Origin of the sequence: Phormidium tenue FACHB-1050 (assembly GCF_014696925.1) — a bacterium.
Classification (GTDB): Bacteria; Cyanobacteriota; Cyanobacteriia; order Pseudanabaenales; family Pseudanabaenaceae; genus Pseudanabaena.
Genome location: NZ_JACJQY010000007.1, coordinates 31,326 through 55,958, shown reverse-complemented (window position 1 = coordinate 55,958; position 24,633 = coordinate 31,326). Strand labels below are relative to the sequence as shown.

The window sequence follows — 24,633 nt, the reverse complement described above, 5'->3', positions numbered from 1 at the left end:
GTAAATGTATTATTTAATCACCTAGTAATACCCGAATCGCTTTAAGAGCATTTCTTTTAGACCCATTGGACACCTTTGCAAACCAATAATGCGCCTCCTCATTACTCATCGCCGTCACACCATTAGCAATATTGGCAATCCTCTCCTCCTTCGAGAGTGGTTGTACCGTCTGAAATAGCAAAGCCAAACTTACCCCTGATTGTTCATCAAGGATATAGGGCGCTTGGCGATCGCATTTCAAAGTTTTGGGATCGTACTTATTTGCTTTCAGTGCCGCATAGATCGCCTGTCTGGTCAGTACTAACGCATTACCCTTGAGCTTACCGATCCGCTTTGCCGCAGGACGCTTTTTCTCACCCGCTTGCTTATAAGCACATTGATATAGCTCCAAAGCAAAATTATTGTTATCTGTGGGTACAACCCTTAGTTGAAACTCTTGCATTAGTAACTTACCCTCGCTGTTAAAGATAGACGCTCGACAGGATTACGCAGTAAAGCTTGTTGTAAGATTACTAACTCATTACCATTAGTGGCGATCGCAGGTTCAAAGGTAAATGTTAGCTTGAGACTCACATTAGCTCTAACTCCCTCAGTATTTAAAAGAGAATTAACAGGATTCAAGAAACCTTGAAAACCACGCAATCCACCTTGATAATCTAAACGCACAAATTGCTTGTCCATCTGAATTGTTGCTTTTTGATCAATCTCAAAGGTAAGTTTACCGAGTAACGGGAAAGATGTCGTAATCTTGCGATAGTCCATCACTTGATCGACCGTAATCTCGATACTCTGAATGTTTTTAACTTTGTAATCAGAACAGCGATCACTAAATCCTGTAAACGCAGCATTAACAGTTCCAGACAGATCAATCGTTTCAGGCTTTACTTCAAAAATTGAAGGTGCATCATGTCCATTTGTCGCCGAACCCATGTTAGTGGGAGTTTCATAGGAAACAATTGCGGCTCTAGTTTCCTGCTCTGCGGTTTCCCCATTGCCATAGTCAGCCACAATTTTAAAAATCGTGGTTTGACTAATTTGTACCTGACGACTATCCGATGGCAAAAATTCACCAGCGATTGGTACTCCATCCTGATAAAGCTTGACCGATAAAGCTCCCTGCGATCGCCACCGTAAATTCACAGTTTTTGCTAATTCACTACTGGGCATCACCTGAGCAGACAACTCGATCACACGCGGCTCAGGTGGCTTGAGAATACCACGCCGATATAATTCCATGCGATCGGAAAATTCAATTGTGTCTGGTAGACTTGGCAACTTACCATCATCACCACGAATATAGACCTTAGCACCAACTTTTAAATCCCATTGACCTTCCTGTATACCTTTACGGACGGTTTCTCTTAGTTTGGGAATATCCGCATCAAGCAACATCTGTAATCCTAGATTTTTGGCAAATTCTTCTTTTAATGCTCTTGTTGTCCAATGCTCTATTCCTGCTAACCAAACCTTTTGCAGAATGTAAGCAGGTGCAAATGCTCCCGCATCTTCTAAACGAATTTTTTGACAATCCTTTAAAGACTTGAGAATCACATCCTGTTGGTTTTTATTGCCTTTGACATCACTTGATGACTCCGCAGGTAAAGTGAAATGGAGCAATCCTTTCGGTGCTTTGACTGGATCGTTAGTTGGATAAAAAAGATGGCGATAGGTATTTGTTAAGGCAACTCTTACATCTAGGTCTTTGATACCACCTCTTTCACGCAATTGCTTACGCTGATTTTCTGATAAGTCCTCTTGGCGATTTGGTGACTTCAAAATGTTTTGAATGGCAAGATGCTCCTTAGTAATGTCGATCGCCCGATCTAGTTCCTGCTTATTTGCCACCAAAAAAAGCAATCGATTCCGAAATGTGCGGAACTTACCAGACTCACCAGTATTATTAAAAATTTGCTCAACTAGATTCGGTGCAACATCGGTTGAAGCATTCACGGTTCCTTGGTCAAAATCAATTACACAAAGCGCAATATCATCAGGTTTATCATCAACATCTCCCGAACTTTCAGGACTAGCTACTAAGGTAAATACTTTGTTGGCAAAGATACTATCGCGACGCGATCGCAGATGGTCTTTCGCTGTGAGATTGCCAATCTGTTCTTTCTCTTCCGCAATAATTTTATTGATCGATGGTTCTTCTTTAAAACGTGCGATCGTCGTAATCGGATCGATATCCAGATACCATGCCACGCTCGTTAATCGATCTAACACAGGTTCAATATAACTAATTTCAACAGTGGGCATCAGCAAAGCTAAATTTAGCTCTGCGCGACGGATACCTGCGGATGTACCTTGATTAATGGAATGCAAGAAGATTGTTCTCGCTACCCATGTCGCAAAGGGCGACTTGCCTGCTGCCTCCCACTCTTGATCGTGTATTTGGGCATGAGCAAGTTTCCCATCAGTATTAAAAATATCTGCCTGGATTGGGCTTCGCATCAATGGACGCTCTAATCGTGACGTAAATTCGCTGGTCACACCTTCATCTAAACCAATGGGAATATGGTGTGGATGAATCATTGGTATCCATACCGTCATATCTTGCCAGAGATGCCTTACCACCATCGCAAGTAACCGCAACGCCCCTCTTGTACGCTGAAAATTAGGAATAGATGCAATTTTTTTGGTTAATAAGTCAAATAGTTCTGGAGAAAATGGATAGCTAGACTTCAATACTTGAGCATGGTTCGCATCTTTACACCCATCAGGTAGATTTAGCCGACTGGATTTATAAACGCTTAAATAATCCTTTGCCGCAACATCAGCAGCTTTATCGTCAATACTCTTAAAAATTCTCTGCTTAACAATGTTGTAGATTTCAATATCTGTGCTGGGACTAAGTACCCGTTCTTGTCGAGCCGACGTTTGCAATGCTTCCTTTAGATCGTTGGTTTCTGCGCCAAAGGTATCGGATATCGAGGCTAAAGTGTAGACAAATACAATATTGTTACAGGCAGCCGTTAAATCCATCAGTGTAAATAGAAATGCAACGACTTGTTCAGATAGATCGCTTTTGCCTACGGCAATTGCTTTAGCACGGCGCAAATATTGAGCAATTTCATCAAGAATGATTACCGTCGGTTCTTTTTTGGTCAGTTTTTCGATGACAACTGTTCCTGGGCTAACTTTCTGCTCATCCGAACCTCTAAGCAAGCTATAGCCTTCTACCCCGCCAATTTGATAAGCGATTTCACCCCAAAGTGTATGTACTCTTATCCCTGACTCTTCATGCAATACACCATTTACTGGGTCAAGATCTTGACAAGCGATCGCCGCTACTTGGATCGGGCGATCTGGAATAATTGTAATGTCATTTACAAATCTATCTAACCCACTTATTTGTCTTCCATTTTTCGCAATATGCCAAATCGCGATTTCATCGTGGGTCTTACCTCCTCCAAAACTGGTTTCTAAGCGAATTACAGGCGAACCTGTATCTGCACCTGTTAAACGCCCAAATACTTCGGATATCAGAGTCTTGAGTCCATTTGTCGGAAAAGTATTCGCGAAAAATGTATTTGGATCTTGATAAACTAAAGGCGCACTACCATCCACAACTTGCTTTAATTTCGCAGCAAATACATCCTCTGATAAGTTACCGCCAAGCACCTCATCGCGTGGTACACAGGTTTCAAAAATAGATCGGAGCATAGATTCGGTAGTGCAAGACTTTTATGGTTAACGATTGGTAAGCTTTTAGCTGTATATAACAATATGTATTCATAACACATTTGTTCTCTAGCATACGCTACCAGAGCTTAAACCTCACATCTGAAGGAGTCTTAGCGATTTCTATTAGGTTATTTCTGTCCTAAATATGACTAAAAGTATTCCAGAGAAATGTAAAAAGTGTGCGATGCTTTCGGCGACTCAGGCTCAAGAACTTCATGGTGAGTTAGGCGATCGCTGTTGGAATCCTGCTGTTTGCTATAGTCGCCGCTCCTATGCTCGTCATCGAGATCGCCGTAATCTGGTTCGCGCTCATAAACGTGGTGATTCTGATGAAAGTTTAGTTGTGAATATTGATGAGTTTGCGTCAGTATATTGGGCTGTGCTAGTGGTTTATCGGCAGGCAGGAACGGATACGCCGATTCATGCAATCGCGGCGCAAGTATGGAAAGGGCAAGAAAAGTTTGCGGCGGTTCCACCAATTCATTGTGCGGGGATGGTAGCGACTCAGGTGCATACATATGTGCAGAAAGTATTGGTTTTGCTAGAGTCAAATTATGGGATTAAGAAATTCGCTAGCCAAGAACGTCTCGATCCTTGGCTTTGCCCTTTGCGTCCTTGCCCTTGTCATCCTACCTAATTGGGTTTGTGAGCGTTTCGCAATCCCATCAAAACTTCTGGAGAAACTATGCAAGTTAAACAGCTTGAGTTGGATTTGTGGGATGTCCTTTCAACCGCGAGACAAACTCCTGAAGAGGCTAATTTATCAATGGTGTTTGAGCTTTTGGATCTGACTCTGGTTGATCTCGATACGCGATCGCAGTTACGAGTAGCAGGAGAAGCGGTATGTCAGATTGCAGATTTGTTTTGCAATCGCTCTAATTTTTTATTTGAGGAGTTACATTCTCGTGCGGTAAATGGTGAGCCGATCATGGCTGATGATGCTTTTGTTCGTTATGTGCGTCAGTCTATGGTGGCCGATTTTGACCAGTTTATTGAACCTTTGCAAAGTTTACCTAGGAAGATTCCTGAACAGACTAAACAGGGTAATTCGATAGTTGGCGCAATTGATAAGGAGGTTTTGATTCAAGCTTTGGAGCAGGAAAGTTTGCTTAGTTTTGAGGAGGAATTTGAACGGGCGATTAGTACGGCTCATGCTGAAGATGTTTCGGCTTGGATTGAGGCTATCGCTTATTCGCTAAAGATCAATGCTTTACCTATGCGTTTACTGGCTTTACAGGATAGTTTGCAATTGCCCATCGTCGAGATTTGGCTAGGTTTACTTTTAGGTGATTTCAAACTGGAGCAAAAAGGCGTTTTCTATAATTCAAACGAAATTTGGATTGGCTAAATTATATCTTGTAATCATTATATGATGACACCAAGATGTAATTATATGATTATTTTTTCAGTCAAAATCTTCTCAGCAAATATGTGCTTACATCACGCTCAGATCTGATACCTATCAATCAGATCTGATTTAGGAGAATTACCAACACTCCAACAATGTTGTTCAGTCTTAATCACAATTATTTATGTAATGACTGCAAGATATAATAATGTCTTGCAGTCATTACATAAATACACCAAGATATAATGAAACCTTGGTGTATTTATAAGATTCACAGAAAGGGTGCGACCTCTATTTGATAGATCACTACCGCCTAAGCATTCTGGCTTTTGTTAATTCAGGTCATAATCCTTGAGTGAATTCGATGAAAGGTATTGGATGAAGATAGCACTCCAGAAAAAGTCAAGACACTAAAAGTTAGTAAATTTAGAGAGCATTTATATAATAAGCTAAACATATAAATAAGTCTTGATATAAATATATAATGACACCAAGACTTATTTAGGTTAACCTTTTAAATTTTTAATCGCACTTTCAGCTCGTAATAAGATGCCTTGCTTACGTCTATGATCATTGATTGCAGTTGCTTGCTGAGAAATTAATTTCATAACTTCTTCGTTTTGTTGACAAATTTCCCAAGCTGCTTCTATAAAAGCATCCTTAGTAATACCTTGCTCTGACTTCAAGTTATTTAATGCTTTACTGATTGATTTTCGGAGTCTAACAGTAGAGGCTACTTTTTGTTCTTCAGGGTCTGTAATCGGTTGTGTTTCCTGAACCTCAATAAATTCCTGATTGTTACTAATATTATTAACCTCACTACCAATTGAGGTATCTCGATGCACTTTAGGACGTTTACTACGTCTCAAAAAATCTTCTATTTCTGCGGCACACATAGTTCTAAGTCCTCAACTACCTGAATAAAGGGGTGTTCCAAATCTCTATATCCAATTTCAGAAAGTGTTTTACCGTTATCCATCGCTTGTTTATGTCGTTCAGACTGCAAAATTGATGAAAAGACTCTGAGTTCTTCTTCGATAGCAGTAGCTTTGATGAGAGTCGTTGCTTTCTTGCTCGTAGTTGTTTGGTTTGCCCCAACCCACACATCTTTAAACGGTAGCACGCCCAAAATATCGCCATTGAGCAATTCAATGTCCTTCAACTCAGCAATTGTGTCAATAGTTCGTAGTAGGGATTGAACTCCTTTGATCGTACACTCGCAGGAAATAAGCAGTTTATTAGCTGCGCCCATACAAGAAATACACAATTGAGATCGCTGAGGAGGTGAGTCAATGATACAGAAGTCAAATAGATCATTGAGCGGTTTAAGATACTTACGAAGCATAAGACCACCCATGCCAGAGTCAGCTAAATGTTGCTGAATTTTATCTAAGCCATCATCACTAGGTATCAAAAATATATTGGGCGCTTCTAACTGATAAACAGCTTCAATGGGTTTTACAACTCCCTTTAGAACTTCAAATAAGCTCGGCTCATCTTGCTTGGTTTGATGTCTTGAGTAAAGTGTTAGAGAGCTTTGTGGATCGCCATCTACCAACAAAACCTTGTACTTGGCTGCCAGCATGCGAGCTACAAAGTAAGCGCAGCTTGTCTTACCCTGCCCACCAGCTAATGAACATATTGTTAATGTAATCATATAATGATGTGATTAGTTTTTGGTGTCATTAATAGATGAACCAATATATAATTACACCATTATATAAATAAAGCAATAGTGACATCCATGAATCTAAGTCATTGAGTTATTTATCTAATAACGGTTTGATCCAATCAAAATGGTAACGCAGCATCCCGCTCTTAATCCCAAAAAACTTGGTTCTGAAGCACTCAGCAAATCAAACCCACCATCCTGAACGCTATTGATGACCTGAGACACATTGAGTTGCAAAAGCTCCAAGTTAGTCATCGCATCAGTTGTGATATCACTAGATTTAATAAGAGTATGGGGAATATCACCAAGATCAAAACCCGACAAGACATAAATCACCCCGCCGCAAGCGGACGGGGTATCAAATTCTTTTTTACTAGAATATACTCACACCGCTCTGCGGTGAGGTATTTACCCTCTTAGTTGAATAAATTTTGTCACCATCCTGAAAGCGATCGCCCGATTTCGGGCTAGTTTCTCAGAAATGAAACGCACCACGTATCCTGTATCTACCCCCATTAGGGACTGGAGTTTGTCTGCCGATCGCGTTCTAGCCTTTCTAGTTCGGCTTGCAAGCTAGCAATTTCCGATGCAGATTTACTCCTACGCAAAATTGGCGTTTCTAGTAAAGCTTTGAGATAGCCAATCCTACTACCAATCGCTGATATAGGCTCAGATTTTGGTGGTTCATAGGGTCGCAAACAGTCGGCATTAGCCGTGCGGGTAGATGGATTTTGAGAGATCGTGACCTTAGAAATTTCAGCTTTTGGCTGACTTAGCCTACCATGAGTCTCGATCCACATCGGATCGCTAGGTTTTTGCGGCGACTTTGACAAGTCTGTTGAGACCTGAAAATCAACGTCGGCAAATTTTGGCAATTCTTGCCCTCGCAGGGGCGTTTCAGACAGAGCTAACGCTTTATATAGGACTTTTTCTGTAACAGTCTTTTCTGTCTGGGTTTCAGCTTGTTCGACAGGGGGGGCGATCACTATGGGGGATGGGGCGAAATTGTTTGTATTTGGACTGTTACGCGATTCTGTGAATTCTGGATGCCATAGCTGTTTGTTTTCGTATAGGGTTTCTACTGATACTTTTGCTGTTTTGGCGATCGCTTGTGCCATCCCTCGGATTGTTTCTGGCATTTCTCCTGTTTTATTTAGTTCGTTTACACTTGTGCGGATGCGTTCTAGCCTTTCTGCTTGTTTCTGGGCTTTTTGGATTTCTGTATTTTCCTTTTCGTTGTCTGTTTGTTCTTCCTTTTTACTGCCCCAGGGGAAATGATGCTTGATACACCATTTGGCGATGTCTTTGGCTTTTTGTTCGAGTCTCTTGATATCTCCGCAAAATTTTAGGAATCCTGCGGCGGCTTTTGCTGTTTTGGTGATGTATTCGGTGATCGCATCGTCTTCTTCACAGCCTAGGAAGACTCGGGCGTATTTGCCCATGAGGTATAGTAGCTCGTTGGATTGCCCCTGTCCTGTCCATCCTTGTTGGATTTGTTTTTCGAGGTCTTCTCGCCATTGGATCGTTTTTCGATTGTCTTTGGGTGGTTGATAGTTGGCTTTGGCTTCGGCGATCGCCTGTTTTAGTAGGTCGATGTCTTGATGCTCTTGTACGGTCAGCCATGTTTCGACAAATTGATTTAGATCCCGTCCAATGATCTGGAGGTCGTTGTCGAGTTGGTAACTGCCTGTTTGCAGTGGCAGTCGATGTCCGTTGTATTCTGAGTCGTATTTTTTGGTGTTGGGGAAGCTTTCGATTACTCCTGCGGCGATTTCGCAGTTGTTTTTTTGCAGGCAGGCTTTGATCGCGCAGGCGATGCCGAAGCTGGGGACTTCTTGCCACAGGGGATAGTAGATATGTAGTCCTTCGCTATGCGAACTCTGCACGATTAGCGGTCTGACTAGTCCTATGTCTTCTAGAGCTTGGAGGACTGTCTTAAATTTCTCGTGATTATTGCTGGGGTGGTAGGGGCTGCCTTTGTCTATGTCGAGTAGGGCATATTCGGTTTGGTTGCCGAATCTTACGCCGATCAGCGTTTCGTTATCTGCCCAATAGTCATATAGTCGCCTTCCTGTGATGGGGTAGCGCGTTTCTGTCTTCCATTCGGGTTTATTCGTCCGATCTACATTTTTGGCGTAGATAAAACTCCACGCATAGGGGAAAAAGCTCGCAAAGGTTTGCGCTGCTAATTCTGTTGTGGTTAGTAATTTTGGATCTATGCCTTTGGTTGTAAATTCAAGATCCGCAACATTAGAAATACGATCTATCTGTGAGGTCAAGCTACTCGACCTCTTTTTTGCTTGCCTTCAGCGATCACTTTGCAGATCTGCCGAGTCAAGTCTCGCAAATTTAATAACATCTCAATTGTCCTGAATGTAAGGGTTGTAGCGTCTTCACTCAGGAAACGGATAGATTTTTTAGACTTGTTTGATCGTTATTTTTGACAAATTCAAAAAATTTGCAACAAAAATTGTTGCTAAACTCGTATCTTGCATTTAAGATATAAGAAAGCACCGAACAAATCTTGCCTTTCCAAAGCAGCTCTGCCCGTTTCCAAAAAATTTAATTTGTACCTTCGGGTTTTAAAAAGCTAGTGGTTCGCGTCACTGGCTTTTTAACTTGAAGGGGAAAACTAATTAAGTAATCTCCTGTAGATAAAAAACTGCAATTTAAGCATACATCGATCACTCTAGATCTAATCTCTAAATTCTCAAAATTTGCTCGAACTTATTGTCAATTTTGGTTCAGGGTCGCCATACTGTCATCTGTGACACTATTTTGTAGCAAAGTATGATTTCAGTATTCATAATATTTCGGGATTTTCCCACTTTGCTGACTACAACGACTTGATAATGTTTGAGAAAGTGCAGCAGTAGTGGTGTTTTCACTACCGTCAGAGGCTGAAGTAGCAAGGGGATAATGAGATACAGAACTGACTAAAGGAAAAAAGTTTATGTACTTTCACTCGTCCTACTTAATCCTAATTCCAGGGATGATCTTGATGTTTTGGGCGCAACATCGGGTCAAAGCAACCTATGAAAAATATGCCGAAATTCAATCGAGTTTAGGGATGACAGGCGCACAAGTTGCCAAGACCATCTTGCAGCGTATGGGTATTCATGATGTTACCGTTGAGCAAGTCGAAGGACAACTGACCGATCATTACGACCCATCCGCTAAAGCCGTGCGATTATCGGAGTCGGTGTACGCATCGTCATCCCTAGCCGCCGCCGCGATCGCCGCCCATGAATGTGGTCACGTATTGCAAGATGTACGGGGCTATCAATTCATGAATATCCGTGCATCGCTAGTGCCAGTGGCAAATATCGGTGCAAACTTTGGCCCCCTGATGGTAATGGCAGGGCTATTTCTAACCTCATTGGGTAGTTTGAGTACAGTTTTTATCAACATTGGCATTATTTTGTTTGCAGGAGCGATCCTGTTTCACATCGTCACCTTACCCGTTGAGTTTGATGCATCAAGCCGTGCTCTGAAACTAATTGACGAGTTAGGAATTTTGCAAGGCGATGAAAATCGAGGTGCTCGTAGTGTTCTGAATGCGGCGGCATGGACGTATGTAGCGACAGCGATTTATGCAGCATTGCAACTGGTGCAATTGTTATTGATTAGAGGCGATCGCTAAATTGTTAGTCCTTGCCAAAAAATAAGAGGCGGTGCGATGCGCCGCTTTTTACGTTTGTAGTAATAATTTTGCCAACTCAGAAAAACCAGCAAACTCAGAAGCCTCAGTAACGTACTTGGGTAAATGCAGCATTTTGTCTTGATAATGACGAACATTTGCTACGCCGACCGAGATGGGAAATAAAGCAGGATCAAACATCGCCTCATCATTAGGACTATCGCCAACAGTTAGAACTTGCTGCGAATTGAGTTCAGGAAAATATTTTTTTAGAACTGAGAGCAAGCCAGTAGCCTTATCTTGGCTGAGGGGCTTGATATGACATTGGACATTGCTATAGGTAAAACTCCAACCCATGAGATCGCATTGAGCAGAAATTGCTTGAATATCATCAGCCGATAAATTATCGACATCAAACGTCCAATCGGTAATACGGAACTGATTATCAGCAGAAGTGAGAAGATTAGGAAATAGCTGCTTAATGTGATGGAAAGTATTTTCTAGAAGAATGCGATGTCTAGATAGATTAGGAACCGAAGAGAGCAAATCTTTTTGACCATCAGCCTGTAACCCCCCCCCCATTTTCAGCGATCGCCCCAGAGACAGGTAAATAATTCACCAAAGCACTGACCCAACCCGCTGAGCGACCTGTCACTAACAGGACTTTAATTCCCGATGATTGTAAATCGAGAAGAGTCGAGATGAAATCAGAAGAGAATTTTCCATTGCGGGTAAGAGTACCATCAACATCGGAAGCAATTAAACGGGTGTCGGACAAATCAGCTTGATTGAGATTGAGCAGGGTCATACAGAAGAAATGAAACTACAACCAGAATACAGCCAACGTGAAACTATTGGAAAATCTAGCGATTCGCCGATGAAGCTAAAACTACCATAATGGAGTATTGACAATCCCAGAATTTGTACCAACAATATTCTCAAACATCAATCCAGAGAAATTGATAAAATATACTCTCTAGATTATCGATTTCTCCAATCCGTTGTATTCAATCCTAAACACCTAAAGAGGAACCAATGAGAAACAATATCCAGTCCAAGATTGACGCAGGTTATACCTACGACGAATTACTAAGTGAAGGACTAGCCAGCTTTGATGACATAGCACGCTATGAATCACAGTATTCCCTGTATGACGAAGATGCAGAACCAAAGCCCAAAAAGGCAAAAGCCAAACCGAAAACACAAGGAACTAAACCAAATAAAGAAGCAGAAATTGACTTTGAATTCTAGCGAGAAATCATGACATGGAATTTAGACAGATTGACCTGAAGACAGGGCAAGAGTTACCCTTGCCCCCGAAAACCGTTGAGCATAGCTACCTCGAACTGAAGATCGGGAAAGACATTGAGCCGAGTAAACTAGCTGTTGGCAAGATGTACGACGGCATCACTGAGCGAGACATAGAGCGACTGCAAGAGCAAGGGCTGTATCTAATTCTTGCTAATGGGAGAACTGCTTATTTTGGCGATCGCGAGATTTCTGAAAAGGTAAGCCAAGAAATCTTCACCAATCATAGCGATGCTGTCGCCTATGGCAGTTTACCTGTATCAGAAGCAAAAACCTCAATCTATAAAGAAAGCGCCAGAATCCTAATCATCGATGATGAAACACTGAGCAAAGATCCAGATACAGGAATCTACCAAGCGGACTGGGGAAAGGAACTCATCACCCTCAGCAACGGTATTACCCTTAGTAACAAAGCAATGGGAGCGATCGCCAGCAAACTCGGCGACTGCTATAGCCTGATCTCTCCAGAACTCGCAAACCAACTGAAAGCTGAACCGAATCGCCCATTTCAATATCGCGCCGCCGTACCTGAGTGGCAGGGTGTAATCAAAGGAACCTGTCGAGCCAGCTTGCTTTGCCAAGCCCTAGAAGTCGATGGAATTATCGCCAAATCGAGCATCAAAGGCGATAACAAAACCACCACCACAGGAATCCACGAGATCAGTCTATTCTGGTCAAGAAAAGAAGATGCTAAATTCACTGAACAAAAACTGGGTACTCAAGCTCTCGTCTTTTTCCCTGAAGGAGTCCAAGCAGACGTATTGCCTAAGCTGAAAATCAAAGCCGAACGCTTAGCTGAAGCCCAATCTGACCCGCGTAAGGTAGCGCAACTGTATATCGAGCGTCATGAAAAGCGACAACAGCAGAGGCAAGAAGAAACAGGCGATCGCGCTAACATTACACCAATCATTGAGCCAGAACTAGCACTGGAACTAGGATTAAGCCCACAAGAAAACACAACAGCCAATGAAATTGAACGAGAGACAGTAACCTCACCTAACGAAGAATACCAAGATTGGCTCTATGACATCCTCAAAACCGACCTAATCGAAGGCGGTCATTGTCAGATATTAGAAATGGAAGATATCGCCAAACGCTTGCGAGAATTCCTACAGAGTGAATGGCAAGAAGTCGCCACAGGAGGCGTTTACGTCCCCAGTGGTATTGCTCAACCTCATAATCAACTCCAAGAAGGAGAAGTCAGTTTTACAGGACTACCCGATGGAGCCGAAGTTGCCATCTATCGCAGTCCCGTCGCCAATGCCGCCAACTTTGATGTATTTACGAATAACCTCACAGTTTTGCGGGAATTAGATCCCGAAGCCTATAGACAGAGAGGAGTTTGCTACCTCAATCCCAACGATGCGAAACGACTAGTCATCGACTTTGATGGCGATCGCGTAGGGATAATTCCTAGCCAACTAACCTCAGACCAGCAAGCCAGTTCCAAGAGAACAATTGAGCAGTACCCAACCCTAATTCAAGAGATTATTGACAAGAATCTGCCAGAGAACAAACCAATTCAAGTCGAAAAAGAAAAGAAGATTCCCCGCGATGCAGCCAATGGATTTGCCAACCTAGCCAGTGCTGCGGTCAATGCTGCCGATAATCCCACAGGACGAGTTGCAAATCTAGGCATGAGGCTAGAAGCCTTGCGATGGGATGCCCAATATATCCCAGAATCCGAAAGAAGCGAATACTTGCAGGACATAGGCAAACACTTCCAAAAGCTACTTGCCGAAGACAAAGAGGATAAGAAACCCTTTCGCATTCTCAATGACGTATGGAGGAACCAGATTGTCGAAATCAGCCAAATCGCCAGTACCATACCCAAACTCCCAGAACCAGAAAAAGCACCTGTTGTAACTCAAGGTTTAGCCAAAACCGAGAGACTGCTGTGGCAGTTAGAAAGCCTAGCCGCCGTCAACTTACAACGTGCTGTCGATACGCCCAAAAGTGCCAGAAAAGTCAATGAAGATGAATTTCAATTTTGTCAGAAAGTCGCTAAATACAAACAAGTCGAATGGATTAAAGACAAAGATAATAGCTACGCCTATATCGGTACTGAAGGCATCAAAACTAACACCCAAGACCCCGTAGGCTGGATGGTGGAACAAGCCAACCAGATTTACAAAGAATATAGTTTAATTGGCGATCGCAACTACAATCGTTTTGACCATATCTTCCCCAAAGACAGCCACACCGCCGCAGATAGCGAATGGGCAAAGGGAATTGCCACACACTACAACAAGCTTATCTCCGAAGCTGCCGCCAGTCGTAGCCGTCTCGAACATGAAGAAGGGATTGCTCTTACTGCAACATCTAGCAAAGGCAACAAAATCGAAATCGTCAGCGTGATTAGCACTGACCCCGATGGCGAGTCACCAATCTGGGAGATCGCCCGCAAAGGTGAAACTGTCGATATCAAGATTGCTAAGAATAAAGACTGGAAGACCGAAAAACAATATCCATACAAAGCCGTAGCCCTAATCGATCAAGACAAAATTGACGTGGGATTAATCTCGCCAGCCACCTTAGCTGCCTATGGGAAAACCCTTGAAAAGGACAAAATCTTCGCCAACCTCAAACTAGAATTCCAACTAGGAATCTCCAAAAATGACGTTGACGACAAATTTGCTGCCGCCGAGAAATATCTGGAAACCCAGAGGGATGCAATTCCAGAAGCCGAAAGAGATCGCCGAGCTGCTGCCCTATGGCATAACAATAATCGCGCGATCACAGGCAAGATGTTTACGGAAGTCGTCGCCAAGCAACTGCAAGAACTACAGGTAGAAAAAATCAAAGTAATTGGCTTGCAGTATGAAACCAACGAACTTAAAGATCGACAATGGCAACCCCATGAATCCCTAAATTGCCGAATGGCAATCGAAGCCAATCCTCAAAGTCCTATCTATGACAAGAGAGTAATTCAAGTCCAGACGGGTGACCAATGGGAAAATATGGGCGTTGTCCACAATGATGCAGCCTATATGCCCATTGGCAGTCAGTTCATTGCAAATATCCATATTTCTGCCAGCAAGAAAGATGCAGACTTAGCGATCGACAGAAGTACACTCAAATTGCCTGAAATATGGCATGGATTATCACCAGAACGAGTCAAAGAAGCAGTCAACCTTGATGCCATTGTGCCGCAATTAAAAGAAGCGATCGCCAAGGCTGCTGCAAACCAACCGACAATGACCGAATTCGTGGCAAAACTTGCCGATGAGAACGTGGGTTTAAAGGCACAAGTGCAAGCAGGAGGCAGAATTAATGGAATTACCTATCTCTATGAAGGACAGGCTGTAAAAGCAAGCTTAGTCGAGATGACATGGAAGAATCTCGCCGCGATGGGAGTGCGATACGATCCCCAGCGAGATCGAGAAGCGCTTACCTCAGTTGCTACTGCTACCCAGAGTAATACTCAGGCTACCCCACAAGAGGATTTCAAGGAAAAAGAGATTGCTGAAAAACTTGAACAATCAGTAAAAATCACAGGAAAACCCATCAAGATGGTTTATCCCCTAAAGCTGCATGGAGAAGTGAACTCATTGCCAGTCGATACCTGTATCGAAGCAATGCGCGGACATGGTAGATGTCACACGACGCGGAGATATGAACCCTATGCCGCCTATGGATTTAAGGAAGGGGACATAGCGATCGCGATCGCAGGAGAGCAGAAAGTCGCATTTCAGGTGGGTAAACAGTACAAAATCACCCCAGAAATGCTGAAAGACGTTACCTATCAACAGCAATGGTCGCAGATGGAAAAACATAGTGCCAAGGAATTGACGACATTTCAAGGACATAGCAACACATGGGGAATGCACTTTCAGCCTTTAGGAGATTATGTAGATGGAAAGATTGTGCCATTTCCGACACAACAACAATCTATCAAACTAGATCGTAATGAAGTAGCTGAAATTCAGCAACTAACGGAGTGGAGTCGAACCGCTGAGTATTTGGGCAAGAGTGAGAAATATATAGACCGTATTCAAGACCTCATCGCAGGTGAAAGTATCACCGAAAAAGCACAGCAAGCAATGCACAAAGATCATCAGTCATTGAGCCAGCACATCGCATCGCAGTGGCGAGAAGTATTGGCTACTCCCAGTGAATATGTGGGATCTAAAAATGGAAATCTTGTATTTGAGCGTAAAGGAAATGAAGGTAAATATAGGGCAACGTGGGAGCAGTCTACAGATACGTTGACCTTAGATACAAAAGCCTTGAGGCAAGGAAATATCGAATATGTACCATTGCTGGTGCAAAAAGGTTTAGAAATTGCTCAGAGTCAGGTGACTGTCAAAGATGCTCAGAATGTCGATCGCGCTCTTAAAGTTATTGCTGAAAATCAAAAGGGGAGACAAGAGCAAAGGTAGTGAGGGGTGTGACCGTTCTGAGGTTTCTATGGCAGATATTTTAAGCGCAAGCAACAGTATGAACTTTGGTATCGACTTGAAGGGTTTTACGCAGGACTTTGAGATTATCCATTGTGGGATTTCCTTTTGCAGATAGCATTCTATGAAGGCTTTTGCTGGGCTTAGATGTGGCGATCGCTAGTTCTTCAAATCCGATAGTGGCATTAACGAGATCCCTCAATATGAGTCTCGCGGTTTCTGGTTCGCCATTGAGGAAAAGGGAAATAGCTTCGTCAAGTAAAGCGGCGGCAAATGCTGAATTTCTTTGAACTCTTGCATTAACTGTTTCTTTAAAGTCGCGTGTTAGGGGGATAGTTGTCATTTTTTCTTATCACTTTTGCCGCATGAGTACTTTAAGAAAGATTCCCGATTTCAATTTTGATTTCTTGAAGTTTAGCTGTAATCAATACTTGAGCATTAGCTTTTTTTGCATCAGCTTTTCTTAGAGCATTTTGCTGATCTTCTACTGCCTTAATTTCGTGGAAGTAAAATCCATTAATAACTTGCTGTTTGATATTCGCCTCATAATCCACTTTGATTTCAGAAGCTAGATTTCTAAAAGATTCCCTAATATTCGATCTAGCTTCTCTTAGTTTTTGTTCAATACGGGCTTTTTCTTCTTTTTCTTGAATTGTCATAAATATATCAACAGCGATTCCCACTGCACCTATTACCGCACCTAAGCCATTAATAAATTTTGCGCCATTTATTGCACCCCAAGGCTTAAACTTAATACCTATAAACTTACCAATATTGTATACAAAGTCTCTAGAGACACCTGAAGCAAGTACACCTACACTTTTAAGTAAATCGGGAGAATTTTTCAAAAAGTTAGATGTTTCCGTACTGAAATTAACTCCATAGTTATTACCTTTAGGGATTCCTGATGATGGAATAGCAATCTCCTCGGTGAGAGATCTACCTAGTGGAGATTGCATGAGTTCTTCTAGGTCAATTTGTAGGTTTTGAAGTTGTTCTTCTAAATCTGATTGAATTCTTTGGGTCGTGCTGCGTGACAATATTTCTATTTGTTGTTCAGCTTTACGGATTTCACTATTGACATCATCTTCAGTGTGTTCACCATCAACTTTACTAGCAACGGCATCCCCCAACATGATAATTTCGTGTTCAAAATCATTTAGTCTTGCTTGGTAGTCATTCTGGAACTTAGTTTGAGAAGCTTTAAACTTTAAGACTTTCCTGCGGAGTAGCTCTAGTAGATTGCGAGTAGTAGGATCATCGGTACTCAGTAGGTTTCGTGCCTGATCAAGTGTATCAACGGCTCGATGTAGAGGTGTTGCAAGTTTTGCAGAAAGTTTATTTCTATTAATTAGCTTCTCTAGCGAACTTAAAAAATCATCAAAATTAGAATCCTCAATGAGAAATTCTTTTTCTTCTTGATCTTGCTCTAATTGAGAGTTTAAATATGATTTAGCGTCAATGAAACAAGTATAAAAATCATTAGGATGATACGGCTCAATAACTTCTAGTATTGACTTGATTAAATATTGAGGTTCACCACCTGCACTCATTTTGTTAACCACAAGAAGAATCTGTCCTACTCGTTGCATTTCACAAACCTTCTTAAAAAATTCTCCGCCTTGAGGATTAAACAGTTCATTAGAAACCATAAAAACGAGCAAATCACATCTAGAAACTCTATCTAGAGTAATTTCGTCATGCTCTGTTTTTCCTGCATAGATTCCTGGTGTATCAACTAGTAATACATCATGCCAAGGGTATTCTGTTATAAAGTCTGTACATACATCAGCACTAATTTTGACTGTCGGATCTCCTGTCAAAGCCTTAATTAAGGTAGATTTACCAGCATTGTATTGACCTATAAAAGCAATGGTTAGCTTAGTTTGTAATTGATAATCTTTGAAAAAATTTTGAAAGTCGATTAAAAGACATTCAATTTTATCATCTTGATATGATTCAAGTATTTTAATAGTTTCTTGACAAAGACTATCAACTTTTTGGGCTTTTTCTTTGAATTGAAATTTAGACATTAGTAACTCCTGTATAGTATTTGCTGTATTTATAAAAATTTATCAACTTAAGTTGATTTTATTTAGCCATAAGATCCCTGACTGAAATTAGCTTAACATTTTGTTCTTTCAATGGTTGTATACCAAAAATATACAACTCATTAGAGATTTTAGATAATTGGTTTATATAGGTTTTAATTCGTTTCAGTTCCTCATTTTGCCTTGAAGTAATGTACTTTTGTAGTAAATCTTGATAAGACTTAACGATTTCATTTTCTGATGTATGCAGTTTTCTATATAGTAAATCTTTTGCCTCTTGTTTTTGCCTTTGCCAAGCCCTACGCTCATCATTACCGCTACCAAATAGCCAGCCAAAGATACCAACCACAACAGATGCGATACCTGCAACCCAGCCAATAGGATTCCAGAAATTTGCTCCTGCAAAAGCTGCTATTCCTACTGCGATTGCAGAAGTTGCCCCCAAACCCATGCTCACATACCTTAAAGTGTCATCTGTATAATCTTTTTGGAAATTATTAATTTCAGGAGGATCAATTTTGATTGTTCCCATGTCATACATATACTCTTTCTCAAATTCTTTTAATGCTTCTTTTACTTTATTGACTAGTTCTTGAAATAATCCCTCCATTTCTTTTTGAATATATTCAGTCTCCTTGTTTATTCTCTTTTGATATTCCAGTTGAGCGCCCTCTTTACCTAAATAATTATCAACAAATCTAGGAATCCACCCTCGAATTTTATCGAATTTTTCCTTGCATTTTCTTTCAATCCTTTGATTGCCTTCTTTAGATATTTTTTGAAGTTCTTTCTCTAGGTTTGGTAATTCATCATTCATAAATCCAACTTGTACCTCAAGTGATTTTCGATGTGTATTGAGAGACCTAATAATATCGTCAATAAAATTGACAACTCCATTACAAATTGTTAGCACTCTTTTCTGATAGCCTGTTTTGACAATCTCTTTAGTAATTAAATTGTAAACTTTTTCAACACGACTTAAATTCCAAAGTTCATCTGAATAGTCTAAGTATTCATTTTGGGTACTCAAAAATGCTGCAAGTGCTTGAATATAAACAATATCGACTTTTTCTACTTCAAAAATGTTAGCAACATTTTCTTTGATACGTTGTTCGTGTTCTTGTAATCTTTTAGTGTCAAAGATTTTCTCAGGTGCTTTAATAAATCTCTCAATTCTTTTCTTGTTATCAAGTTTTTCTTTGACATTTAAAAGAATGAAAAAGTATTTATTGATTTGTTTTAACCAAGCCATAGCTTCAAATTCTTTAGGCTGGATTGAGTCATCGCTAACAAGAAAAATTACCATATCAGCTTCACGGGTGATTTCCATTGCTTTACGTTTATCTTCTTCTCCTTTATAAGCTTCTATCCCAGGAGTATCAATTAAACGCAGTCCTTGCCATTCATATTCTTTAACATCTTGAGTTGTACGTTGCGCTCCTTTTCCAATTGTACCGCCATCACCACGAGTAAATGCTTCCCGAATTGTGCTTTTACCCGCTTTTGTTTTTCCAAACAATACAACAGTAAAATCTTTTAGGTGTTCTTTCTGTTTGTCGAGATATCTTTTTAGGTCGTCTAGTTTTGTTGTAGATTGATCGCTTATTTCAGTAGTTATTTGTCTAACCGTTTCGCCAAAAAGGTATTTAGCCGCATCTTTATCGGCTAATAATTGGGGGGCAATTTCATCTAAATTTTTTTCGAGTTTCTCAAGTATTTGTGAAACTCTGGTGTAGTAGACTAAACTTGTGTCGTAAGCCCTTTTTGAAGCTGTTGAGCATTTTTTTAAGGCTTCCTTAAATTCTTTTTCAGAAGTAGTATCTTTATTCTTTCTGCTAGGTTGGTCTTTGACAACTATTTCCCGTGAAGGAAATATAACTTCTTGAGTGCGGCTATCAATTATACGAACTTCTCGATCTGAATACTTCTCAACTAATACTTTTTTCGCATGATCAACATTGCTATGTAGAGCTATAGTGACCCAATTATTTTCAATTTTACGCTGGCTTTCGTATTTAGCCATATTTGACGAGATATAGTAGTTATTTAGCAAATATCTTAGATTGTGTTTATAATTTTGTCTATAGTATTTCAGACTTTGATTTTGATGTGAATGTACCTTGTTTTGATTTTTGTCAATCCGTAGATTTACACGAGCGCACCCTGCTTGAATTCCGCGAACTATCTGTCAAACCAAGCGAACCAGAAATCAGCCGAAGTGGAAAAGAACCGAGCCAAGCGTAAAGCCATGCTAGGCGCAATGCCGCGACGACGATAATCTCATTTACCCGTTGATATTGATAGGGAACATGAATAGCATAGGCTAGGTCACGCTGAGATAAGCATAGAGGAACTTCATAACTTATCCCAAAATAGGAAGAGCGCTTACGCTTGAAGTCCATGACGATTGACAAATTAGGAAAAACAATCTTATGGAAATAGCAATAAGTGCATTGACAGGCCGAACACAGGCGCAGGTATTTAGATCGAAATCACGCTGTCTGAAGACGACCAAACAGCTAATAGACCTAGCCAAATCGATGAATGCAAAAGTCACCGATTTAACAGACGGCACAAAACTATTAACCTTTCGAGACGGCACAAAGCGAACAGTGCAGAACCAAGATTCGATATTGGATGCAGTGAGAGACAGCGTTCAAGAACTAGGCGCATATCTCAGCCAACACCCCGACCAAATCTCGAAAATTGGCACAGGTGTAGTGGAAATGCTGACCAGTGCCGAGTATTTCGCCAAAGCCGCCATGAATCAGTGCACCACAGATCGGGCAAATTGTCGGCGAATTGTTGAGAATCAGTTGGAAAGCCTGCACGAAGACTTCCCCTATATCTTCTCTAAAAAAAACGCAGCCAGACAATTGAACTAAAAATCAGTCTAGCGATCGCGCTCAAATTCGATTGGAATTGCAAAGATCGCTAGAACCATTTCTCAGCAAAATTAAACAGCATTAACCCCGATCAGGAAACCCATGAAAACTCAATCATTATTCGAGATCGCAACCGAAGCGATCGTAACAATCAGCCTCATCGCATTACTGGGATTAGTGACCGCACTAACCTACGCTCTACTATCGTTTCTAGGGACTGAACCCACCGATCAATCGCTTCTAAATTCTCAGGGGCAAATACCTGAAGCCACAGTCAGGAATCTAACAGCCACAAACTCAGTGCTACCAGATGCAACAGTATCTTTACCCTCAGCAAAAGCAGCCCCGAACTTAGAATCGGCAGTCAAGGCAACAAATACAGAAATCATAGCGACCGTCGCGACTAAGCCACTCACGAAAATGACCGTCCAAGAACTAAGACCCTTAGCCAGAGAACGCAAAATACCTAACTGGCGAAAACTGAAGAAGAAGGACTTGATCTTCTACTTAACCGCCTAGTTTGCAAGAGAAAGCTTGTCAATGTAGATATTCATCCAAGAATGTTATCTGCATTGACAAGCATGAGCCAAGAAGAACGCTAGCGCGTAAAGTCCGTGAACGATTGTCAACCCAAAAAATAAAGTTAGGAGACTAAAAACATGGCGCGTCAACTAAGATTCGATACCCCTGAAGAACTTGCCGATAAAATCATTGACAAACTGAGTCAAGCAGAATTGCACGTAACCACCAGAGCCTTGATCGTCCATATCAACGCACAAATCCCCGTCAAGGAACTGGGAAAGACAGTAGCAGCCAGTAATGCAGTAGTTGAAACCAGCCGCAAACCCAAAGCGCGTAAACCACAAGTCAGCACAGACAAGATGTGGCTATATCAAGCGAAGAAGGGATGGGCCTTGACCAACCTCAGTATGCCAATTGAGAAAGTGAGCCAACGCTTGCAAACTCACTATGGCTGCAAGATTCTGGCAACCAAGGAAGGGAAGATCAACTTTCTACCATCCAAGCCCACTACCATTGACGAACTGCAAAAGAATGGATTTGTCGTTTATCGTCAAGACCTGAATAGGAAAGCAGCCTAACCTATCCATAAATCAAAAGCAGATAGATTCAAACCGTTGAATCTATCTGCTCAATTATTTTGAGATTACAAACAAATGCTAACGATCGCCAAGACCAACCTCGCCACAGGCGAGATCGTCGATAACGAAATCCAATTTCGGGACACCTTGCTCGAAGCCTTACATCCAGACATCAACCTCAGCATCGGCAACATTTCTACCTACTTGCAAAAGATAGCCAAAGCCGAAAGCATCGCTAAAACCAGCAAATCTGCCAGCAAGCGCAGTACCGCCGCTAAAAGCATTGCACCCCTAAAGAAACAAGCGATCGCCGCCTTAACCAAAGGGATAGACAAATACCAACTAGCGGGAGCGTCGGGAGCCAGAAAACATGGAGACTTCTTCTTCAGCCAAGGATTAAATCCCTTTGCCACCTATTTCCCCAGCGCTATGGGACAAATCAACTACGGCTCTATCCTGATGACTGAATGCCTGAAGATATATGGCATCGAACGAGTAACCATCCTGATTGTCCAAGACAAAGAACATCGCACCGATGACTGTCACGGCAAAATCAGCCATGAATTTCTAAACCAACTGCGCCAAAGCGAAGATTTTGTCATCCACGCAAACACTCCATTCCAGTTCCGAGCAGGAGTCGCCAATCAATGGGTCGCCAAAGGAACATTGCAGCTCAGCCTAAATTGTCTAAAAGGAATCGACCTAATTCTGCCACTATCATGTTTTAAAGGACATAAACCAGCATTAGGTATTCACAAACTAACCAACCTGAAACTAGGAATCGTCAACTTCGCCCAAAAGCGGCGAGTCAAAACCTCCTACACCGTCTGGCAATGGTTTAGCCAACAAGCGATCGCCCAAGATGTGTTACCAACCACCCAACAGAAAGCGGAAACCCTAGTCGCCGCCCAGTCAGACATCAAACAACTTTGCCAACTGGTACAAACAGAGCAATGGGTCAAAGTAGACGATCCTGAAGAAGCAAGTAACGAAGAAGAAGCCGATGGCAAAATCCTATCGGAAATCCTCAAACATGACATTCATGGACAACTGCTAGAGCATCCCTATGTGGTGCGAAAGATCGAAGACTTAGTAAGACGACGTTGGTTAACCCTAGCGACAAGTGGCGGTATCAATTTCTCCAGCTTCATGGCACAACCCTGCCCCGAACTGGGCGAACTAGAAATGTGTATCCCCGAAATACCCGAAGGCGAATATGTAGGATTTCGCTATCCCATCCGCGATCGCAATGACTTACAGATTTGGACAAACAAACACATCAAGGGACTAAACCAACAGGGAACCATGTATGTCAACCCAGACATCGCCCGTGACTATTGTGGCATGGACTTTGACGGTGACACCTTCTGCGTGAAATCAGTTAAGAAACTACCTGAAATCGCCAAAGAAATTCGTCAGCACCACATCAAGCCCACCACTTACAAACCAGACAAAGTACCAGTGCAAGGCACATTAGCCGAAGTCGCCCTCAGATCCACCGAAAACCAAATTGGACTGATTACCTATTACCTAGCCACCGCATGGGCAACAGGTAATCATCAATACATTGGAGGCTTAGCCCAAGAAGTGCAAGTCGCTGTGGATCGGCTCAAATCCGACCTCAGCCACGACCAAGCCTTTCTAGATGAAGTCGGCAAAAGCTTACCGAAACTAGATTGGCTAATTGACCGCAAGCGTCAAGGAGTTTATGGCAGCTACTACGATGCTAAGCAGAGATGCAAACAGCCCGCTAGAACAATGGAAGCCAACGGCGAATACAACGATGCAATTTCTTTATTGATTCAGTCAGTAAATGAGATCTGGCAACCTGTAGATTTACACGAACGTACCCTGCTCGAATTCCGCGAACTATTTGTCAAACCGAACGAAACCCTCTACAAAAGAGCGATCGCTCGACGCGATGAATATACCAGCAAGATTAGGGAAGCCATGAAACTATCAAGCGATCGCGAATCCCGCAAGAAAATCCTGAGAGCAGCAGTGCAATGGGCAAAAGCACTAGGCGAGAAACTACGGGAGAAAAGCGATAAAACCGCCCAAACCTGTGCCGCCGCCATGTGGCAAGCCAGTCACAACGGCGATCATGGCACTGCAAGTGTTGTGTTCAATATGTTCCTCCTAGAGATCTGCGATCAGCTCCATGACAACCAACTGATGCGACTGCAAATAGTGGGCGCACAGTATGGAGAACTCGCATCAACCAAATGGACAGGAAATGGAGAACATGCCTGTATTCCCATCGTTGTATCTCAACGCCAAGAAGATGGCAGATATCAGATAGAAGTCATCCGTAAAAGCAGGAAAAAGCCATACCTGCTGGGACTAGTCGCCAAAGACTCCGCCAAAGTATTGGTGGGTGAATACACAGCTTCGCTGAAAACACAGCAAAAGACCATAGTTTGCGAACTGGTGGCTGCGTAGAAATCAAGGAGAAAAAGGCAAAGGTAACGATTTTCACACCAAATATCTGAAAAGGGACACGACAGCTTTAGTTGTGTCCTTTTTTCTTTTTTTTATGGCT

21 protein-coding genes are annotated in these 24,633 nt (G+C 41.9%); 9 read left to right on the top strand and 12 right to left on the bottom strand.

Going from position 1 to position 24,633, the window contains the following annotated elements:
* Positions 1 to 13: 13 nt before the first annotated feature.
* Together H6G05_RS06500 and H6G05_RS06495 are read right to left on the bottom strand one after the other, a co-directional pair.
* Complete coding sequence (locus tag H6G05_RS06500) at positions 14 to 442, bottom strand: DUF7680 family protein (RefSeq protein ID WP_190577355.1); 429 nt, start codon at positions 440 to 442, stop codon at positions 14 to 16.
* Positions 442 to 3,666, bottom strand: a complete 3,225-nt coding sequence (locus H6G05_RS06495) for an ATP-binding protein (RefSeq protein WP_190577353.1) — start codon at positions 3,664 to 3,666, stop codon at positions 442 to 444. The genes H6G05_RS06500 and H6G05_RS06495 overlap by 1 nt, the downstream gene beginning before the upstream one ends.
* A 166-nt stretch (positions 3,667 to 3,832) precedes the next feature.
* On the opposite strand from H6G05_RS06495, the gene H6G05_RS06490 reads away from it, so the two are divergent.
* Positions 3,833 to 4,324 carry a hypothetical protein gene (locus tag H6G05_RS06490; RefSeq protein ID WP_190577352.1) on the top strand — a complete coding sequence of 164 codons (492 nt, stop codon included), beginning with the start codon at positions 3,833 to 3,835 and terminating at the stop codon, positions 4,322 to 4,324.
* A gap of 48 nt (positions 4,325 to 4,372) precedes the next feature.
* Positions 4,373 to 5,035 carry a hypothetical protein gene (locus H6G05_RS06485; RefSeq protein ID WP_190577350.1) on the top strand — a complete coding sequence of 221 codons (663 nt, stop codon included), beginning with the start codon at positions 4,373 to 4,375 and terminating at the stop codon, positions 5,033 to 5,035.
* Between the two features lie 506 nt (positions 5,036 to 5,541).
* On the opposite strand, the gene H6G05_RS06480 is transcribed toward H6G05_RS06485, so the two are convergent.
* From H6G05_RS06480 to H6G05_RS06465, 4 genes are all read right to left on the bottom strand, one after another.
* Positions 5,542 to 5,931: a hypothetical protein gene (locus H6G05_RS06480; protein ID WP_190577348.1), complete on the bottom strand. Its 390-nt coding sequence runs from the start codon at positions 5,929 to 5,931 to the stop codon at positions 5,542 to 5,544.
* Complete coding sequence (locus tag H6G05_RS06475; protein ID WP_190401359.1) at positions 5,913 to 6,692, bottom strand: ParA family protein; 780 nt, start codon at positions 6,690 to 6,692, stop codon at positions 5,913 to 5,915. Before H6G05_RS06475 ends, H6G05_RS06480 begins: the two co-directional genes overlap by 19 nt.
* 114 nt (positions 6,693 to 6,806) lie before the next feature.
* Complete coding sequence (locus H6G05_RS06470) at positions 6,807 to 7,031, bottom strand: hypothetical protein (protein ID WP_190577347.1); 225 nt, start codon at positions 7,029 to 7,031, stop codon at positions 6,807 to 6,809.
* Positions 7,032 to 7,222: 191 nt separating this feature from the next.
* Positions 7,223 to 8,986, bottom strand: coding sequence for a hypothetical protein (locus H6G05_RS06465; RefSeq protein WP_190577345.1), 1,764 nt, complete (start codon positions 8,984 to 8,986; stop codon positions 7,223 to 7,225).
* A 674-nt stretch (positions 8,987 to 9,660) separates the two neighbouring features.
* Between H6G05_RS06465 and H6G05_RS06460 the strand changes: the two genes are divergently transcribed.
* Complete coding sequence (locus H6G05_RS06460; protein ID WP_190577344.1) at positions 9,661 to 10,350, top strand: zinc metallopeptidase; 690 nt, start codon at positions 9,661 to 9,663, stop codon at positions 10,348 to 10,350.
* Between the two features lie 48 nt (positions 10,351 to 10,398).
* Here the strand turns inward: H6G05_RS06460 and H6G05_RS06455 are convergent, their stop codons facing one another.
* Positions 10,399 to 10,929 carry an HAD family hydrolase gene (locus H6G05_RS06455; RefSeq protein ID WP_242025303.1) on the bottom strand — a complete coding sequence of 177 codons (531 nt, stop codon included), beginning with the start codon at positions 10,927 to 10,929 and terminating at the stop codon, positions 10,399 to 10,401.
* Positions 10,907 to 11,155 carry an HAD family hydrolase gene (locus H6G05_RS25280; RefSeq protein ID WP_242025302.1) on the bottom strand — a complete coding sequence of 83 codons (249 nt, stop codon included), beginning with the start codon at positions 11,153 to 11,155 and terminating at the stop codon, positions 10,907 to 10,909. Before H6G05_RS25280 ends, H6G05_RS06455 begins: the two co-directional genes overlap by 23 nt.
* A gap of 227 nt (positions 11,156 to 11,382) precedes the next feature.
* On the opposite strand from H6G05_RS25280, the gene H6G05_RS06450 reads away from it, so the two are divergent.
* The gene (locus H6G05_RS06450; RefSeq protein WP_126390956.1) at positions 11,383 to 11,598 is read left to right on the top strand and encodes a hypothetical protein; all 216 of its coding nucleotides are present in this window, start codon (positions 11,383 to 11,385) and stop codon (positions 11,596 to 11,598) included.
* Between the two features lie 14 nt (positions 11,599 to 11,612).
* Positions 11,613 to 16,037 carry a hypothetical protein gene (locus tag H6G05_RS25275; protein ID WP_242025301.1) on the top strand — a complete coding sequence of 1,475 codons (4,425 nt, stop codon included), beginning with the start codon at positions 11,613 to 11,615 and terminating at the stop codon, positions 16,035 to 16,037.
* 40 nt (positions 16,038 to 16,077) lie between these two features.
* Here the strand turns inward: H6G05_RS25275 and H6G05_RS06440 are convergent, their stop codons facing one another.
* The 4 genes from H6G05_RS06440 to H6G05_RS25270 all read right to left on the bottom strand — a co-directional run bounded on the left by H6G05_RS06440 (position 16,078) and on the right by H6G05_RS25270 (position 20,508).
* Positions 16,078 to 16,398, bottom strand: a complete 321-nt coding sequence (locus H6G05_RS06440; RefSeq protein ID WP_199310362.1) for a helix-turn-helix domain-containing transcriptional regulator — start codon at positions 16,396 to 16,398, stop codon at positions 16,078 to 16,080.
* A 31-nt stretch (positions 16,399 to 16,429) separates the two neighbouring features.
* Complete coding sequence (locus H6G05_RS06435) at positions 16,430 to 18,088, bottom strand: GTPase (protein WP_190577342.1); 1,659 nt, start codon at positions 18,086 to 18,088, stop codon at positions 16,430 to 16,432.
* Between the two features lie 58 nt (positions 18,089 to 18,146).
* On the bottom strand, positions 18,147 to 20,129 hold the full coding sequence (locus tag H6G05_RS06430; RefSeq protein WP_190577335.1) for a GTPase domain-containing protein: 1,983 nt from the start codon (positions 20,127 to 20,129) through the stop codon (positions 18,147 to 18,149).
* A 112-nt stretch (positions 20,130 to 20,241) separates the two neighbouring features.
* Positions 20,242 to 20,508 (bottom strand): hypothetical protein, encoded by a 267-nt coding sequence (locus tag H6G05_RS25270; RefSeq protein ID WP_242025299.1) that lies wholly within the window; start codon positions 20,506 to 20,508, stop codon positions 20,242 to 20,244.
* Between the two features lie 51 nt (positions 20,509 to 20,559).
* Here H6G05_RS25270 and H6G05_RS06420 point away from each other — a divergent pair, with 51 nt between their 5' ends.
* The 4 genes from H6G05_RS06420 to H6G05_RS06405 all read left to right on the top strand — a co-directional run bounded on the left by H6G05_RS06420 (position 20,560) and on the right by H6G05_RS06405 (position 24,533).
* Positions 20,560 to 20,991 carry a hypothetical protein gene (locus H6G05_RS06420; protein ID WP_190577327.1) on the top strand — a complete coding sequence of 144 codons (432 nt, stop codon included), beginning with the start codon at positions 20,560 to 20,562 and terminating at the stop codon, positions 20,989 to 20,991.
* Positions 20,992 to 21,093: 102 nt separating this feature from the next.
* A complete protein-coding gene (locus tag H6G05_RS06415; RefSeq protein ID WP_190577325.1) occupies positions 21,094 to 21,510 on the top strand; it encodes a Rho termination factor N-terminal domain-containing protein in 417 nt (138 codons plus the stop codon).
* A gap of 140 nt (positions 21,511 to 21,650) precedes the next feature.
* A complete protein-coding gene (locus H6G05_RS06410; protein ID WP_190577324.1) occupies positions 21,651 to 22,091 on the top strand; it encodes a hypothetical protein in 441 nt (146 codons plus the stop codon).
* Between the two features lie 75 nt (positions 22,092 to 22,166).
* Positions 22,167 to 24,533: a hypothetical protein gene (locus H6G05_RS06405; protein ID WP_190577322.1), complete on the top strand. Its 2,367-nt coding sequence runs from the start codon at positions 22,167 to 22,169 to the stop codon at positions 24,531 to 24,533.
* Positions 24,534 to 24,633 lie beyond the last annotated feature (100 nt).